Origin of the sequence: Limosilactobacillus caviae (assembly GCF_014635905.1) — a bacterium.
GTDB classification, from domain to species: Bacteria; Bacillota; Bacilli; order Lactobacillales; family Lactobacillaceae; genus Limosilactobacillus; species Limosilactobacillus caviae.
Genome location: NZ_BMDS01000001.1, coordinates 276,100 through 291,821, shown reverse-complemented (window position 1 = coordinate 291,821; position 15,722 = coordinate 276,100). Strand labels below are relative to the sequence as shown.

At 39.1% G+C, this 15,722-nt stretch carries 11 protein-coding genes and 2 other annotated features; of the genes, 7 read left to right on the top strand and 4 right to left on the bottom strand.

Annotated elements, in window-relative coordinates; genetic code table 11:
• The first annotated feature begins 281 nt into the window (after positions 1-281).
• From IEU90_RS01130 to IEU90_RS11400, 4 genes are all read left to right on the top strand, one after another.
• A complete protein-coding gene (locus IEU90_RS01130) occupies positions 282-1,922 on the top strand; it encodes an Nramp family divalent metal transporter (protein WP_188357609.1) in 1,641 nt (546 codons plus the stop codon).
• Between the two features lie 264 nt (positions 1,923-2,186).
• On the top strand, positions 2,187-2,882 hold the full coding sequence (locus tag IEU90_RS01125) for a hypothetical protein (RefSeq protein ID WP_188357608.1): 696 nt from the start codon (positions 2,187-2,189) through the stop codon (positions 2,880-2,882).
• Positions 2,883-3,207: 325 nt separating this feature from the next.
• Positions 3,208-5,013 (top strand): threonine--tRNA ligase, encoded by a 1,806-nt coding sequence (gene thrS, locus IEU90_RS01120; RefSeq protein ID WP_153709321.1) that lies wholly within the window; start codon positions 3,208-3,210, stop codon positions 5,011-5,013.
• A 256-nt stretch (positions 5,014-5,269) separates the two neighbouring features.
• Positions 5,270-5,404: a hypothetical protein gene (locus IEU90_RS11400; RefSeq protein ID WP_259395117.1), complete on the top strand. Its 135-nt coding sequence runs from the start codon at positions 5,270-5,272 to the stop codon at positions 5,402-5,404.
• A gap of 56 nt (positions 5,405-5,460) precedes the next feature.
• On the opposite strand, the gene IEU90_RS01115 is transcribed toward IEU90_RS11400, so the two are convergent.
• Positions 5,461-6,297: an AraC family transcriptional regulator gene (locus IEU90_RS01115; RefSeq protein ID WP_153709322.1), complete on the bottom strand. Its 837-nt coding sequence runs from the start codon at positions 6,295-6,297 to the stop codon at positions 5,461-5,463.
• Positions 6,298-6,531: 234 nt separating this feature from the next.
• Between IEU90_RS01115 and IEU90_RS01110 the strand changes: the two genes are divergently transcribed.
• Positions 6,532-8,505, top strand: a complete 1,974-nt coding sequence (locus IEU90_RS01110) for a sugar MFS transporter (RefSeq protein ID WP_153709323.1) — start codon at positions 6,532-6,534, stop codon at positions 8,503-8,505.
• 78 nt (positions 8,506-8,583) lie between these two features.
• Here IEU90_RS01110 and IEU90_RS01105 read toward each other — a convergent pair whose 3' ends face one another.
• Complete coding sequence (locus IEU90_RS01105; protein ID WP_188357607.1) at positions 8,584-9,831, bottom strand: MFS transporter; 1,248 nt, start codon at positions 9,829-9,831, stop codon at positions 8,584-8,586.
• A 9-nt stretch (positions 9,832-9,840) separates the two neighbouring features.
• Positions 9,841-11,133 carry an alkaline phosphatase family protein gene (locus IEU90_RS01100; protein ID WP_188357606.1) on the bottom strand — a complete coding sequence of 431 codons (1,293 nt, stop codon included), beginning with the start codon at positions 11,131-11,133 and terminating at the stop codon, positions 9,841-9,843.
• A 226-nt stretch (positions 11,134-11,359) separates the two neighbouring features.
• On the opposite strand from IEU90_RS01100, the gene IEU90_RS01095 reads away from it, so the two are divergent.
• Positions 11,360-12,736, top strand: coding sequence for an APC family permease (locus tag IEU90_RS01095; RefSeq protein WP_153709325.1), 1,377 nt, complete (start codon positions 11,360-11,362; stop codon positions 12,734-12,736).
• A gap of 54 nt (positions 12,737-12,790) precedes the next feature.
• On the opposite strand, the gene IEU90_RS01090 is transcribed toward IEU90_RS01095, so the two are convergent.
• Positions 12,791-13,747 carry a ketopantoate reductase family protein gene (locus IEU90_RS01090; protein ID WP_153709326.1) on the bottom strand — a complete coding sequence of 319 codons (957 nt, stop codon included), beginning with the start codon at positions 13,745-13,747 and terminating at the stop codon, positions 12,791-12,793.
• A gap of 53 nt (positions 13,748-13,800) precedes the next feature.
• Positions 13,801-14,036: a binding site (T-box leader), on the bottom strand.
• 120 nt (positions 14,037-14,156) lie between these two features.
• Positions 14,157-14,420: a binding site (T-box leader), on the top strand.
• 82 nt (positions 14,421-14,502) lie between these two features.
• On the opposite strand from IEU90_RS01090, the gene IEU90_RS01085 reads away from it, so the two are divergent.
• Positions 14,503-15,639, top strand: a complete 1,137-nt coding sequence (locus tag IEU90_RS01085) for a 5-methyltetrahydropteroyltriglutamate--homocysteine S-methyltransferase (protein WP_153709327.1) — start codon at positions 14,503-14,505, stop codon at positions 15,637-15,639.
• Positions 15,640-15,722: the final 83 nt, after the last annotated feature.

Below are 15,722 nucleotides of genomic sequence, written 5' to 3'. Positions count from 1 at the left end.
TTTTATACTCAATTTAATTTCACAAAGCTATCATCAATTTGCCCGGTTTTTGTTTCCTTATCCTCAAAGAAAAATTCCTACTATAAATGTATAAAGAACATCACTAATATTTTTAAATTTTTATCAATTTTCCTTGTAAGCGGTTAACTCCTATTAGGCACGCCAAAGTTTATCCCCAACCGTTCCTCAATCTACTCCAGGAAGCTGATATAACGGCGATTTTCCATTGCGGGATATATTTTTTTATGTTACCCTAACAAAGTATTCTAACTAAGTTAATTATGATTTCCAGTCTAATTAACAAAAATCAAACGAAAGGTGGATTTGGCGTGGACGACACAAAAAATCAACACCGTAAGCATAAACTGATTGAATATGCAAACGGTAAATCACTAGAGGAAATTAACGGAACAGTTGAAGTTCCTCGTGGAAAAGGTTTCTGGCGAACATTATTCGCTTACTCCGGTCCGGGTGCACTGGTTGCCGTGGGTTACATGGATCCAGGTAACTGGTCAACTTCAATTACTGGTGGACAAAGTTTCCAATATACCTTAATGACTACTATCTTGATTTCAAGTTTGATTGCGATGTTACTTCAATACATGGCGGCTAAACTCGGAATCGTGAGCCAAATGGACCTTGCTCAGGCAACACGGGCACGTACCGGTAAAGCATTAGGTATTATTTTATGGATTATGACTGAGTTAGCAATTATGGCTACTGATATTGCGGAAGTTATTGGTGCGGCCATCGCGTTAAACTTGCTTTTCCATATTCCGTTGATCCCATCTGTATTTATTACTGTCCTTGACGTTTTAGTATTGCTATTATTGACAAAGATTGGGTTCCGGAAAATCGAAGCAATTGTTGCTTGTTTAATTCTGGTAATCTTATTCGTTTTCGCTTACCAAGTAGCATTATCCAACCCTAACTGGGGCGGAGTATTTATGGGTCTTCTCCCATCTGCAAAAGCAATCGCTCAACATCCAGAAATTGGTGGAATTACTCCATTGACTGGGACATTAGGTATTATTGGTGCTACTGTTATGCCCCACAACTTATACCTTCACTCAGCAATTTCTCAGACTCGTAAAATTGACCATAACGATCTTGATAGTATCCGTCAAACAGTTCGTTTTACCACTTGGGATTCAAACATTCAGTTATCCCTTGCCTTCATCGTTAATTCCCTTCTTTTAATCATGGGGGTTGCGGTATTCAAGACTGGTGCTGTTCAAGATAGTTCTTTCTTCGGTCTGTATGATGCTTTGAATAATACGTCGATGCTTAGTAACCCGGTTTTGATTGCCGTTGCTAAGTCTGGTGTCCTATCAACCTTATTCGCTGTTGCCTTACTTGCTTCCGGTCAAAACTCAACTATTACCGGGACATTAACTGGTCAGGTTATCATGGAAGGGTTCATCCATATGCGGATGCCACTATGGGCTCGACGGTTAGTTACTCGGATTATTTCTGTTATCCCGGTTATTGCATGTGTTGCCATGACTAGTGGTGAAAATACGATTCAACAACACACTGCATTAAACCTTTTGATGGAAAACTCACAGGTCTTCTTAGCCTTTGCCCTTCCATTCTCAATGTTGCCATTACTGATGATGACAAACAGTGAGGTTGAAATGAGTGAATTCAAGAACCGTGGCTGGGTTAAGTTCTGTGGTTGGATTTCAGTAATTGCTCTTACTTTCCTAAACCTTTATAACCTTCCTGCAACTTACGAAGGTTTTGATATTTGGTCAAAGGGAACCTCTGACATCCTTGCTTACACTACTATCATTATCATCCTTGCCCTCTTAATCTGGACATGTGTTGAACTTTATAAGGGTGACAAACGCTTTGCTGCTGAAGGCAAAGGATTTGGTCAACGCGAGGCCCAAATGAAAGACTCAGCAACTGAAGATTAAAATAAAAGCTGGAATTTATTTCCAGTTTTTTTATTTTTGTAACGGTTCTTTCACAAAATGTTCATACTTGAACGGTATAGTATAGACAATCCCTAATATAAATAAACCCCTATTTTTCTTCTATACTATCCCCCTCAAAATAGCTATGAAGAAATACGAAAAGTGGTCGGCCCGTAATGAGTCGACCATTTTTTAATTCTTCGAGGATCTCCATGGTATAATAAGAAATTAGATATATTACTCATTAAGTATGAGGTGAAATCATTGAATAATAAAGATAATAATCAAAATGATAATAAACGTCGACCAACGCGGGTTGAGCTTTATGATACTCCTAAGCCAGGAGAAGAAAAGAAAAAGCGGTCTTTCTTCAGCCGCAAGTCAAAGCAACCTATGCCAAGTTCTAAGCACACATCTACGTCCCCGCAAAAAACAGGCACAAAGAAAAAGAATCGATACGGCATTTCCCGACGGATGTTTAAAGTCATTCTCGGCTGCCTACTAGTAGTTCTAATTGCTACAATTGTTATTTTCCTTGTTAAACAACAGGACCCCGTTAATGTTGATTCTAATGACACTACTGTTTCAACCAGTACATCCTCTCATAAGAAGAAGCATAAAAAGAGCAGCAGTCATAAACACCGTTCTAGTTCTAATAACACTAACGATAGCGATGATATTCAGGATTCTTATAGTTCTCCATCACCATCACATTCAAATAATAACAACAATTCACAAAATAACCATTCAACTAGTCAACAACCTACTGCTGGATCATCATCGGCTCCTCAACCAAGCCAACCAGCATCTGAAAGTCATCATGACCAGGATACTTATAGTTCTCCTTCACCATCACATTCAAGCAATCAGCAACCATCCTCTAACTCTGGTTCACAATCCAGCCCAAGCCAAAATAGTTCGCAGGCAACTCCTGTTACACCACAAAATAATAACCATTAATTTAATATAAGGGGTTGCCAATTGAAGTGGGCGTGCTATAATCAAGACAATTGATTGAAGGATATGCACTTTCAACATCCTCTACAGAGAGCGAGTGCCTAGAGTGGAAGCACTTGTGAGTGATAATGACTGTTGTACCACCTTCCCTTATTATTAGCCGACATAAGGCTAGTCGGATCGTGTCCGTTACCGCACCTTAGAGAGGACATTACTAGTGTGTCCTAAAGATGGGTGGAACCACGCTAATTATTGTTAATTAACGTCCCTGATGCTTTTTAGATAAGGCATCAGGGACGTTTTTATTTATATTAAAGGAGAGATTGATATGGCTCAAGTTGCTGTTATGTCCCCAGATGGATCAGTTAAAAAGATTGATCGGGATTCTCAAGAAGGTTTAGAAGCATTACGTAAGCTTTCAGCATTAATGCTAAAGGCTGCATTAAAGCAAGAATTTAAGGGTATTCGCCTTGGAGAAGCTGTTGCTGATGAAGATGGTTTCCATGTTGATTCTGACAAGGATGACCAACAAGTTTCCGCTGATGAATTAACTGCTCTTGAAGATGTTATTAAGGGTATGGCTAAGGATGACGTTAAGGTTGAATTTGTTGAAGTTCCCGTTGACGACGCCCTTGCCGAGGTTAAAGATGATCGTTTTTCTACTGAATTAATCAAAGAAAACGCTAAAGACGGCAAAGTTGCAATGTATCAACTCGGTGATGTCAAAGCCGTTGCCGATGATGATATTCTTTTATATGGTAACGTTGTTAAAAACTTCCGCCTTCTTTCCGTTGCCGGTGCGTACTGGAAAGGAATGTCCTCAAATCCAATGCTCCAACGGATTTACGGAACTGTCTTCTACAAGAAGGATGCATTAGAAGAAGATTTAAAGAAGCGCCAAGAAGCTAAGGAACGTGATCACCGGGTTATCGGTAATCAATTAGACCTCTTTTTCGTTGATCCAAAGGTTGGTGCCGGATTACCATACTGGATGCCGAAGGGTTCTACTATTCGGCGGACAATTGAACGTTACATCATTGACCGAGAAGTTGCCGATGGTTACAAACACGTTTACACTCCAGTATTGATGAACCTTGATGCCTACAAGACTTCTGGTCACTGGGAACACTATCGCGACGACATGTTCCCACCTATGGACATGGGTGACGGTGAAATGCTTGAATTACGGCCAATGAACTGCCCAAGCCATATTCAAATTTACAAGCACCATATCCGTTCTTACCGTGACCTACCATTGCGGATTGCCGAACTTGGAATGATGCACCGTTATGAAAAATCTGGTGCCCTTTCTGGTCTTCAACGGGTTCGTGAAATGACTTTAAACGATGGTCATACTTTTGTTACCCTTGATCAAATTCGTTCTGAATTCGCTAAGATTTTGAAGTTAATCATGAGTGTTTACGAAGATTTCGATATTACTGATTACAGTTTCCGTCTTTCTCTCCGTGACCCTAAGAACGTTAAGAAGTACTACGCTAATGACGAAATGTGGGAGAAGTCTCAATCCATGTTGAAGTCAGCCATGGACGACCTTAACCTTGATTACTACGAAGCAGAAGGTGAAGCTGCATTCTATGGTCCAAAGCTTGATATTCAAACTAAGACTGCCCTCGGTAATGATGAAACAATGTCCACTATTCAATTGGACTTCATGCTTCCAGAACGTTTTGGCCTTACTTATGTAGGTCAAGATGGTAAAGAACACCAGCCTGTTATGATTCACCGTGGTGTTGTTGGTACTATGGAACGATTCATTGCCTACCTAACTGAAATTTACAAGGGTGCTTTCCCTACTTGGCTATCTCCAGAACAGGTTCACATCATTCCAGTTAACGAAGATGCTCATGGCGAATATGCTGATAACCTCGCTAAGAAGATGAAGGCCGCTAATATTCGTGCTGTTGTTGATCACCGTAATGAAAAGATGGGTTACAAGATTCGTGAAGCTCAAACACAAAAGGTTCCATACACTCTTGTTGTTGGTGATGATGAAAAGAATAATAACGGTGTTTCTGTACGTAAGTATGGTGAAAAGGATCAAAACGAAATGAGCCAAGATGCATTTATGAACGAAATTCTTGGTGATATTGCATCCTACTCCCGCGAAAACTAATTAACAAAAAATGGCTTAAATCACTTTGTGAAAGCCATTTTTTTGTTTTAAATTTTTTAAACGTGAAAAAATTATCATTGCCTCAACCACCACTAATAAACCGTTTTCTACCTATTCGTGAATTTTTGGACAGCCTAAAATTAGTGATTGACACTGTTCCCTAAAGGCTTTATAGTAATAAATGCTCGCTTTTGAGCTACTAAATTAACAACTAATTATTCTAAAAACAAAATCACTTATTTTGGAGGTATGGATAATGTCAACTATGAACGATTTATTTAAGGCAATGAACAAAGCTACAGAAAGCCGTCACACTAGCGGTCTTTCATTTGAAACTAAGAATGATACACCTGCTGGTATCGGCCAGGGAATTCTTAACGTTCGCAAGTAATTATAAAATAAGGAAGGGTAACGTGGTAATCATCCTTGATCACCGGTATCCTTCCTTTAATTTTTTCTAATATTGTTACGAAACATTTGCGGACTAAACCCATCGTAACGCTTAAATGCTTTTGAAAACGTAAATTCGTCCTTATACCCGACCCGGTGAGCAATATCCTGGATCGGGTTATTTGAATTCAACAGTAATTGTTTAGCATCCTCCATCCGCAATTGCGATAGATATTTCTGCGGGGACAGGTTCATTTCCCGTTTAAATATCGTATAAAGGTAGCTACGTGAAATATTAATATGATGGCATAAGCTGGTAATCGTACAGTCACTATTCCGATAGTTTTCCTGGAGATAATAAATGGCAAGCTGCATTTGTTTATTAGCCTCACTGCTATCCTTTTCCCGCTTATTTGGATATTCTGTCACCAAATTATAAAACATTTGGTAAGTCAATGATTCGACAAGAATATCATTGGGCAATGAACTCGGAGCACGTAACGCATCATAGAGTTTTCGTAAACTGGCGTAAAAACTACTCTGCTGAACCTGTCGTAGGTAGCGTTTCTTTGCCAATGTTGATCCCTTTAACATCGTGTTTATTTTTGTACCCGAGAAACCAATCCAAAAATATTTCCATGGGTCTTCACCATCAGCCTGATAAAAACACGGAACTCCTTTGGGTAAAATAAATACATCTCCTGCCTGTAAGCTAACCGTATTGTGGTTGGCTGAAGAAAAGCTTCCCTTACCTTCTTGAATGTAATGAATAACGTAATTTTGCCGAACATTGTTACCACGATAAAAATAATTTGGTGGACAATCATCCTGACCAATAAATAGAATATTACTTTCTAAACTTTTCCACGAAATACTTTTATATTCACTATCCATTTTCTTCTCCAATACTTTATGACATTTCAGATGGATATTTGTTTTTACTTACAAAATAAAAATCATTAATTTCAAGCATTCTGAAACCATAAGATGTCAATATGTTTTATAACGATAATAACAAAAACTAGGTAAAGAAGTCCATGGTTTGACAAACGCTTAGCAAATATAATAGCAGTTAATGAAAGCGAATACATAAACTTTTATTGCTATTCAGAGAAAGAAGGAAAAATTATGGGTACTGAGGGAAAAACTAAAATGACCATGCGTGAGCGCCTTGCTTACAGCTTTGGAGCTTTTGGGAATGACTCTTTTTACGGTCTGCTATGCGGATACCTAATTATGTTTATCACATCGCACTTATTCGATACCGGTAACAAAGCTTTAGATAATAAGATGATTAGTATCGTTACCTTAATCATTATGCTTTTGCGGTTTGTTGAATTATTTATCGATCCCTTTATTGGAAATGCAATTGACCGTACTAAGACACGGTGGGGTCACTTCCGTCCATGGGTTGTTATTGGCGGGACGGTTTCTGCTATTATTCTTCTCTTGCTTTTCACCAATTTAGGCGGCCTTTATAAGAAGAACGCCATTGCATACCTCGTTGTTTTCGGAATCCTATACATCACTATGGACATCTTCTATTCATTTAAGGACGTTGGTTTCTGGTCAATGCTGCCATCCTTAACAACTGATTCTCGAGAACGTGAAAAAACAGCTACTTTCGCCCGGGTTGGTTCGACTATCGGTGGTGGAATGGTCGGAATTATTGTTATGCCAGCAGTTATCTACTTCTCTGCCACTAACACTAGTACCGGTGACAACCGCGGATGGTTTATGTTTGCCTTAATTATCTGTTCACTTGCAATGCTTTCAGCTTGGGGCGTTGGAATTTTCACACGCGAAGTTAACAGTGATATTCGGAAAAATAAGAAGGATACAGTTGGTGTTGTTGGAATTTTTAAGGCTCTTTCCGGTAATGATCAGCTGATGTGGGTTGCTTGCGCCTACCTCTTTTACTGTGTGGGAATTAACATTATTAACTCCCTCGAAGTCTACTACTTCACCTACATTATGGGAGCACCAAAGGCATTTTCAATTTTCTCTACTATCAACGTTTTTCTGGGAATCATCGGCACTTCACTCTTCCCGCTATTCTCTAAGCACCTCAGCCGTAAAGCCTTTTTCACTAGTTTAGTAGTCTTTATGCTTTGCGGAATCGCCCTCTTCTCCGTGGCTGGCGATAACTTAGCACTCGTTTTAATTGCTGCTTCGATGTTCGGTTTTCCTCAACCAATGGTATTCTTAATTGTTCTTATGATTATTACTGATTCGGTTGAATATGGACAGTTAAAACTTGGGCACCGTGATGAGTCACTGGCTCTCTCTGTTCGTCCATTGATTGACAAATTTGGTGGCGCTGTTGCTAATGGTGTAGTCGGTCAAGTAGCCATTATCGCTGGTATGACTACTGGTGCCACCGCTTCAACGATTACTGCAACTGGACGAATGAATTTTAAACTTCTAATGTTTGCGGTGCCAGCAGTTTTGCTTGTAATTGCTATTACCGTGTTTGCTAAAAAAGTTATTTTAAGTGAAGAAAAACATGCGGAAATCGTGGCTGAGCTTGAAAAAACATGGGGCAAAAAACTCAATAGTGGTGATTTAAATACACCAACTAAGACCGTTAACATCCCTACACCAATCTCCGGGGAATTAATTAAGCTTAGTGATGTCAATGATCAAACATTCTCATCTGGTGCTGTTGGTCAAGGTTTTGCAATTAAACCAAGTGACGGTCGAGTTCTCGCACCATTTGACGCTACTGTGCGGCAGGTCTTTACAACACGACATGCAGTTGGCTTAGTTAGTGACAATGGTGTTGCAATGCTAATTCACATTGGCCTTGGTACCGTTAAGCTAAAAGGTACCGGTTTTGTATCCTATGTTGAGGAAGGTCAGCAAGTTAAGAAGGGTCAAGAATTAATTGAATTTTGGGACCCAACCATCAAAAAGGCAGGTCTTGATGATACTGTCATCGTAACTATTACCAATTCTGATAAATTCGACAATATTACTTTGACTAGTCAAGCCGGGCGTAAAGTTAAGGCTGGTGAGGATGTCTTGAGTTTACAAATTGAACTCAACGAAGACTCGTCTGCTGATGAAATAACAAATACTCCTGTAGGTGATCCGGCTTAAATCGGTATTATTTATTCTATAAAAAGGACCTCAGTATTCTCATACTGGGATCCTTTTTATAATATGGTATTTACCAACTTAGTCATTCGCTGCTTTTGATGATGTGATCGTAAAAATAACAAATCCAATTGCAAATAAGATACTTAGTGAAGCCGCGCCAACTGTTGATTTTCCCGTCCATTGAGTGACAATTCCCACGATAAACGGTCCGAGAATGGCAGAAAATTTACCAAGAATATTATAAAAGCCGAAGAACTCGCTACTATCATTTTTAGGAACAAGACGGCCAAAATAGGAACGACTTAATGCTTGCAATCCCCCTTGGCTAGTTCCAACCAAAATTGCTAAAATCCAAAAATCGGTTAAAGTTTGTAGTCTTAAGGCATAGATGCAGATAAAGAAATAGATTACAATCCCTAAAATAATAATTTGCCGCGTAGAAAATTTATCAGCAAGCCACCCATATAAGATTGAAAATGGTACGGCAATTAATTGAACTACAAGCAAAACTACCATCAGCATCGCGGTCTTAATACCTAAATCTTTTCCAATCACCGTTGCCATTGTAAAAATTGTATCGACCCCATCAATATAGAAGAAATATGCAACCAAAAACCAAGTCAGCTGCTTATATTGATTAATGTGATATAGTGTCTTCCGCAAGCGTCGCAAACTGTCAATAAATGGATTAGGCGCATTTTCAACACTATAATGCTGGCACCCATCTTTTAACAACGGCCACCCAAAAATAATCCACCAGATTGCGGCAAGAATAAAACTAAATCGCGCTACCCCATAGCTGGTTAATAGTCCATTAAAGCCATTCGTTAATTCTGCAGCTAGGAAAATGATAAAAACAACGACACCGCCAAGGTAACCCATACTATAGCCAGTTGATGAAACACGGTCCATCTGATCATTGTTAGCAACATCCGTTAAAAAGCTATCATAAAATAAATTTCCACCCGAATAACCAATAATTGAACCAATATAAACAACTAAAAGTAACTGCCAATGCTTAATCGGAACAAGAGTAAGCCCGATTGTTAGGGTAATACCAAGCCATGTAAAAAAATTAAGCCAGCGCTTCTTAGCATGAGGATAATCAGCCAATGCCCCTAATAATGGTGCTAATAACGAAATAACAAGCGTTCCAAAACTATTTGCATACCCCCATAAGGCAGTCGAATCAGCTGCTTTAACACCAGCTTGGCCTGCTACCGCTTTAAAATAAACTGGTAAGACAGCTGTCACAACTAAAATTCCATAACCAGAATTTGCCCAATCATAAAGAATCCATTGCCACTGTTGTTTTGTAAACTTCACAACCTCACCTCACTCCTTGAAGACTGCGCTAATTACCTGTCCAGCAGTCGGGGCTGGATAATGTAACCCCAAGATTTTGGCAAACGTTGGCCCTTCGTCTACTAACTGTGCACTTTCAACCGTTGCGCCACATTTAATTTGCGGACCGGCAAAAACCGCCGTCGTATAATAATCTGCTTGTGTAGGGCCATAACCATGGACACCACGATAACGGTCAGGGGTTCCAATTGATTTAGGATTAACCTGCTCAACAATAGCGGGGCGGTTTACTTCATCAGTAAAATAATATCCAGGTTTAGCTTCAACTAAAAATGTACATTGGGGATCTGCGCCACGTTTAATCGCCGTTGCATTATCGTAAATTTTCTCTACTCCTTCAACACCGGCAATCATTTGCTTAAGTTTACCCCGATCAACCGCACCTCGCGTATAGATGTAGGTTTCACCATCACACGTTTTAGTAGTAACTTGCCAGTTATCCCGATAGGTACTCTTGTGGCCAAGGGGGTGAAGCAGGCCGTGGTCAGCAAATAACATGTTTAAGTGAATCATTGTATCAACATTAATCTGATAGTGATCACCGAGAACAACAAAATCTGTTTGATCATATGTACTTGCATCTTTTGTCGCCTGAATTACCTTAGCCACTCGCTTATCCAATCGTTGTAAGGCTTCCCTAGCTTGGATCGACCGAACCCCATAACGATGACGCATACTATCCATATCAACTAAATGAATCAATGTTAAATCAGGCTGTTTATTTTTAATTGTATCAACCGCACATGCCGTTACGAAATCATCAAGCCATGGCTGCTTAATCCCATGCCGCAACTTGCCATATTTCTTATTCATTTCATAAAGAAATAACGGACTACTTGCTTTCAACGAAACCAATACCTGATTAGTCCAAATACGATTAGGAAAAATTTCTGCAAGATTATAATTAATCTTACTACCAGCAGTTACAGGCCACAAAAACGCAGCAGTCGTTAACCCTTTTTCACGAGCAATATCATATAGTGGCATTGCTTTGATGTCTTTTCGATACCAGAACCAGTCAGGTGATTGGCGACGCGGTTGTAGTTTTGTGTTATTAATAATTCCGTGAACAGCAGGATAGTGTCCTGTAATGATTGAAGTATGTGACGGGTAAGTCAATGTTGGAAAGATTCCCGTAACCTTTTTCACCCAGGTTCCTTGTTTAATTAACTTTGCTAATGTTGGCGTTAATTGGCGTAATTCATTAAGGTCGCGAAAACCTAGTGAATCTAGCGAAATAACGATTAACTTATGCTGCTTCATTAGTTCATCTGCTTTCTTTTCAAAGTCACCATCTATTTTAAAATAAAATCGTGACTAATAAACAACTTTACAAGAGAAATCGGAAAAACATTTTTATAAGTATTACAATTCTCGTTATAAAGGCAGCCAGATCTTACTAAGTCAGCGCGGAGAATTTGATTCACAGTAATTTTTAATGTAAAATTAAGTTTCAGTTTTCTGTATTTTATCGAAAGGAATCATAATCATGCAAAATCAGTTACCAAAGGGAAAAGAACACGAGAAGACTCTCGGCCTTTTTGACCTTTCTATTCTAGGCATTGGCGCAATTATCGGAACCGGAATTTTAGTTTTAACTGGAATTGTCGCCGCGGAAGATTCGGGTCCCGCCATTGTTTTTTCATTTCTGATTGCTGCGCTCGCCAGTGGGTTAATCGGTCTTTGTTATTCTGAATTAACGACTAGCTTGCCTAATTCAGGGAGTGCCTTTTATTATGCATGGGTTTCAATTGGTAAGTTCATGGCATTCCTTGCTGGATGGACACTTATTGGGGTTTATGTCACTACAACCGCTACAGTTGCCAATGGGTGGACTGGATACGTACAATCATTCTTAGAAGTTCTTGGAATCAACTTACCGCATAAATTGTTAGTTAATCCGGCAGCAGGTGGCTATGTAAATCTCCCTGCCGTCCTAATGATTCTTTTTATGACAATTATTTTGACGCGCGGTACTAGCGAAAGTAAATTCGTTAATAACTTTTTAGTTGGTGTTAAGATTTTTATTATTATTCTATTTATCGCTGTCAGTGCCCAACATATTAATCCCGCTAATTGGCATCCATTTTTGCCTTACGGATACAAGGGAATTTTCACTGGCGCATCTGCAGTTTTCTTCTCCTTCCTAGGCTTTGATGCATTAGCTACATCTGCTGAAGATGCTAAGGACGTTGATAAAAATATTCCCCGGGCAATAATCTTATGCTTGGTTATTTCTACCGCCCTTTATATCCTCGTTAGTCTTGTTATGACGGGTGTTATTAGTTATAAAGATTTAAACGTTTCTGAAGCCATGTCGTATGTCCTCCTATCAAAGGGCCATAAGTATGTTGCCGAAATTGTTTCAATAGGTGCTGTCCTCGGGATCATGGCTGTTGTCTTTGCCTTTATTTACGCTGGTTCAAATATTATGAAGTCAATGAGCCGGAGCGCCTTTTTACCTCAAGGATTAGCTAAGGTTAACGACAAAACGCAAAGTCCTAACCGTGCTATTTGGTTAGTCGGACTGCTTTCTGCCATATTAGCTGGTGAATTTGACCTGCATTATCTTGCATTAATTGCTAATATTGGATCACTAGTTGTCTTTGCCTTAATTTCTCTTATTGTCATTATCTTACGTTATCGGTACCCAGAGTTAAAACGCCCATTTAAGGTACCATTTGGCAATGTTATTCCAGTTTTGTCAGTATTAATCTGTATTGTCTTATTAGTAAGTATTTCACTTAATGCTTGGCTAACATACTTACTATGGTTGGTAGTAGGATTAATCGTTTATTTCTGTTACTCGCTTCGTCATGCTAATGAATTTAATTTCAAAGACGAAAGTGATATTCCTGGTAATTAAAACAAGGTTCCAGAGTTCGGGATTGCCGAATACTGGAGCCTTTTATTTTACATATTATTCTGCGCTTCGGTTCTGCCGAGTTGTTTCTGCAAGGTGGACAAGATTCGTCACAAAATTATGTGTTTTAGCTTCATAATGATATTTACGACCAAGCTTAACAAAGTAACCATTGATATAGTCAACTTCCACAGGACGATTGTGACTCATGTCTTGATACATCGATGGGTAATGATGCGGACAACCAACTTTAGAAACATAGTTAACACTCTCTAATTCTTCCGCACGGGTGTTAACTAACTGAACTCCTGCCCGTTCACAGACGTCATAGGCTTCATCGATTAATTGGCGGGATAATTCATCTGCTTTTTCAAATGCCGCATATTCACCCATTGTGATTTCAAACATTGTACAAAGGGTATTGACAACCGAATTAAAGACCACTTTTGCCATTAATGTTCCCATAAAGTCATCTTTAAGTGACGGATTAAAGTTTGCCTTTTTTAGTTCTGCCATTAACTCCTGGGTCTTTTCATCAGGCTTTTCTGTATAATTAGCCCAATTAGTTGTTCCCATTCCACGTTCACCAACAAATTCAACTTCTCCTGGTTTCGTAAGGATAGTGGCAACTAATGCTGTTCCTGCAACAACCTTTTCTTTGGGGAAATATTTCAATAGTTTTTCAACATGCCCCATCCCATTCATTGCTGTCATCACATATTGATCTTTAAAGAAATGCTTGCACCGTTCTAACATATCATCTAACTGCATTTGCTTTAATTCAAAGAAAACAAAATCTGCATCTGTAGCAGTGTATTCTTCTGGCGTATAAACGTTAACCGGAACAAGGTGCCTATTTTTATGTTCACGCGTTACATAAACTCCGCCTTGTTCTTTCATCTTGTTGTAATGAGGCAACCAGCCCTCAACGAAATCAACATCATTCCCTGCTTCTTGCAATAAAACGCCAAACCGTAATCCCATTGCACCGGCACCAACTACTGTAAATTTCATGATCATCTACTCCTTTTTATGACTATAAAAAAAGCGTCCCTAGATCAAATACATCTAAGGACGCTTTTTGCGCGGTACCACCTTTATTTGCCAATAACTCACGTTACTAGCCTCATATGTTCAATGTTGCCATTAAACACGTCAGCTGTAATGGGCTGATCCCACCATTAATTACTAGTTTCATCATGGCACTCAAAGTGATTTTCGTTATAAGCAGATTATCCTTTTTCATCAGCCAAGGACTCTCTGCCAATCCGCTTATAATTACTCTTCTTTTCAACGTGTTTTATAATTATTTTTTAATTTTTATTTAATATAATCTCTTAGATATAAAATGTCAAGGATAATTTTTTATAAAATTGGCTTGACATACACCTTTTGTCCGCGTATTATAATGACAAATAAATGAGAAACAGCTTAAAAAAGATGAGTAATCTTAAAATCTTATTACAGAGAGTCACAGTTGATGAGATGTGATATAAGAGATTAAGATGAAGATGGTCTTGGAGCTTAACGAACCGCGAGTACCTTGTATAAGCGATTCACGATTGACGACCGATAAAACGTCTGGGTATAGCTTCCATTAGTGTACCTATTGAGGATGGTATTGCGAAATACTATCAAATTAGGGTGGTAACACGTTAATTAATAATGATTAATCAACGTCCCTAGGAAAAGTAGAAATATTTTTCCTAGGGACTTTTTTTATTACTTCAATACCTGAACTCACCACAAATAGAAAGGATCGATTTACTATGACTGAATTTACTACACGCACTACTTCACCATTTCGCTACGATATTGTTGGAAGTTTTCTTCGTCCGCAAGAACTAAAAGAGGCTCGTGCTAAATTTGCAAAAGGTGAAATTTCTCAAGCTGACTTAACTGCCGTTGAAGATAAAACAATTATTGAGTTAATTAAGCAAGAAGAAGCAGCTGGCCTTAAAGCAGTTACTGACGGTGAGTTCCGCCGTAGTTACTGGCATCTAGACTTTTTCTGGGGACTTCACGGTGTTAAGCACGTTAATTTAAAACATGGCTACTTTTTCCATGACGAAGAGACACGAAATGACTCGGCCCAAATCACTGGTAAAATTTCCGGTGAAAACCATCCCTTTGTTGAGCACTTTAAATTTACACGGGCACATGCTTCCGCTAATGTCCAAGTTAAGCAAACCATCCCCGCACCGGCCCAATTCCTAGAAGAATTTCTTCGACCAGAAAATCAAGCAAATGCAAAAGAATTTTATCCAAACCAAGACGACTTGGATCATGACATAGCGGCTGCCTATCATCAAGTTATTGAAGACCTTTATGCTGCCGGGTGTCGAACTCTCCAACTTGATGACTGTACCTGGGGAATTTCTGTTAATGCTTTTGCCAACCTAAAGAAGAAGGATCCAAACGCTGACGTTTCTCAGCTGGAAGCACTACAAGAGCGGTTCTTAAAAGTAAACAATGCTGCGATTGCTGATTTACCAGCTGACCTGACCGTTAATACCCATGTTTGCCGTGGAAATTATCATTCAACATGGGCTGCTGCTGGAGGATACGGTCCTGTTGCCGACAATCTTTTCGCTAAAGAAAATGTCACAGCATTCTACCTCGAATATGACAGCGAACGAGCTGGGAGCTTTGAACCGCTTAGCAAGGTGCCTGATGATAAGTATGTTGTCCTGGGCTTAGTTACTTCAAAATCAGGAGAGCTTGAAGATAAAAAGGAAATTATCAACCGAATTCATGAAGCCGCCCAATTCCACCCATTAGACCATCTTTGTCTCAGTCCGCAATGTGGTTTTGCGTCAACAGAAGAAGGAAATATTCTAACTGAAGAACAGCAATGGAAAAAGATTGCATTAGTTCAAGATATTGCTAAAGAAGTCTGGGGCTAACCCTTAAGACTTATAAGCTTTTAAATAATCAAAGGGGATTAAGAGAATTATCATTTTCTCTTAGTCCCCTTATTGTTAACTTT

What these genes read in the sequence shown, in the direction of transcription:
- thrS (WP_153709321.1), top strand. Translation starts at nt 3,208, where the DNA reads ATGGCTCAAGTTGCTGTTATGTCCCCAGATGGATCAGTTAAAAAGATT.
- IEU90_RS11400 (WP_259395117.1), top strand. Translation starts at nt 5,270, where the DNA reads ATGTCAACTATGAACGATTTATTTAAGGCAATGAACAAAGCTACAGAA.
- IEU90_RS01085 (WP_153709327.1), top strand. Translation starts at nt 14,503, where the DNA reads ATGACTGAATTTACTACACGCACTACTTCACCATTTCGCTACGATATT.
- IEU90_RS01115 (WP_153709322.1), bottom strand. Translation starts at nt 6,297, where the DNA reads ATGGATAGTGAATATAAAAGTATTTCGTGGAAAAGTTTAGAAAGTAAT.
- IEU90_RS01130 (WP_188357609.1), top strand. Translation starts at nt 282, where the DNA reads ATGATTTCCAGTCTAATTAACAAAAATCAAACGAAAGGTGGATTTGGC.
- IEU90_RS01090 (WP_153709326.1), bottom strand. Translation starts at nt 13,747, where the DNA reads ATGAAATTTACAGTAGTTGGTGCCGGTGCAATGGGATTACGGTTTGGC.
- IEU90_RS01110 (WP_153709323.1), top strand. Translation starts at nt 6,532, where the DNA reads ATGGGTACTGAGGGAAAAACTAAAATGACCATGCGTGAGCGCCTTGCT.
- IEU90_RS01100 (WP_188357606.1), bottom strand. Translation starts at nt 11,133, where the DNA reads ATGAAGCAGCATAAGTTAATCGTTATTTCGCTAGATTCACTAGGTTTT.
- IEU90_RS01095 (WP_153709325.1), top strand. Translation starts at nt 11,360, where the DNA reads ATGCAAAATCAGTTACCAAAGGGAAAAGAACACGAGAAGACTCTCGGC.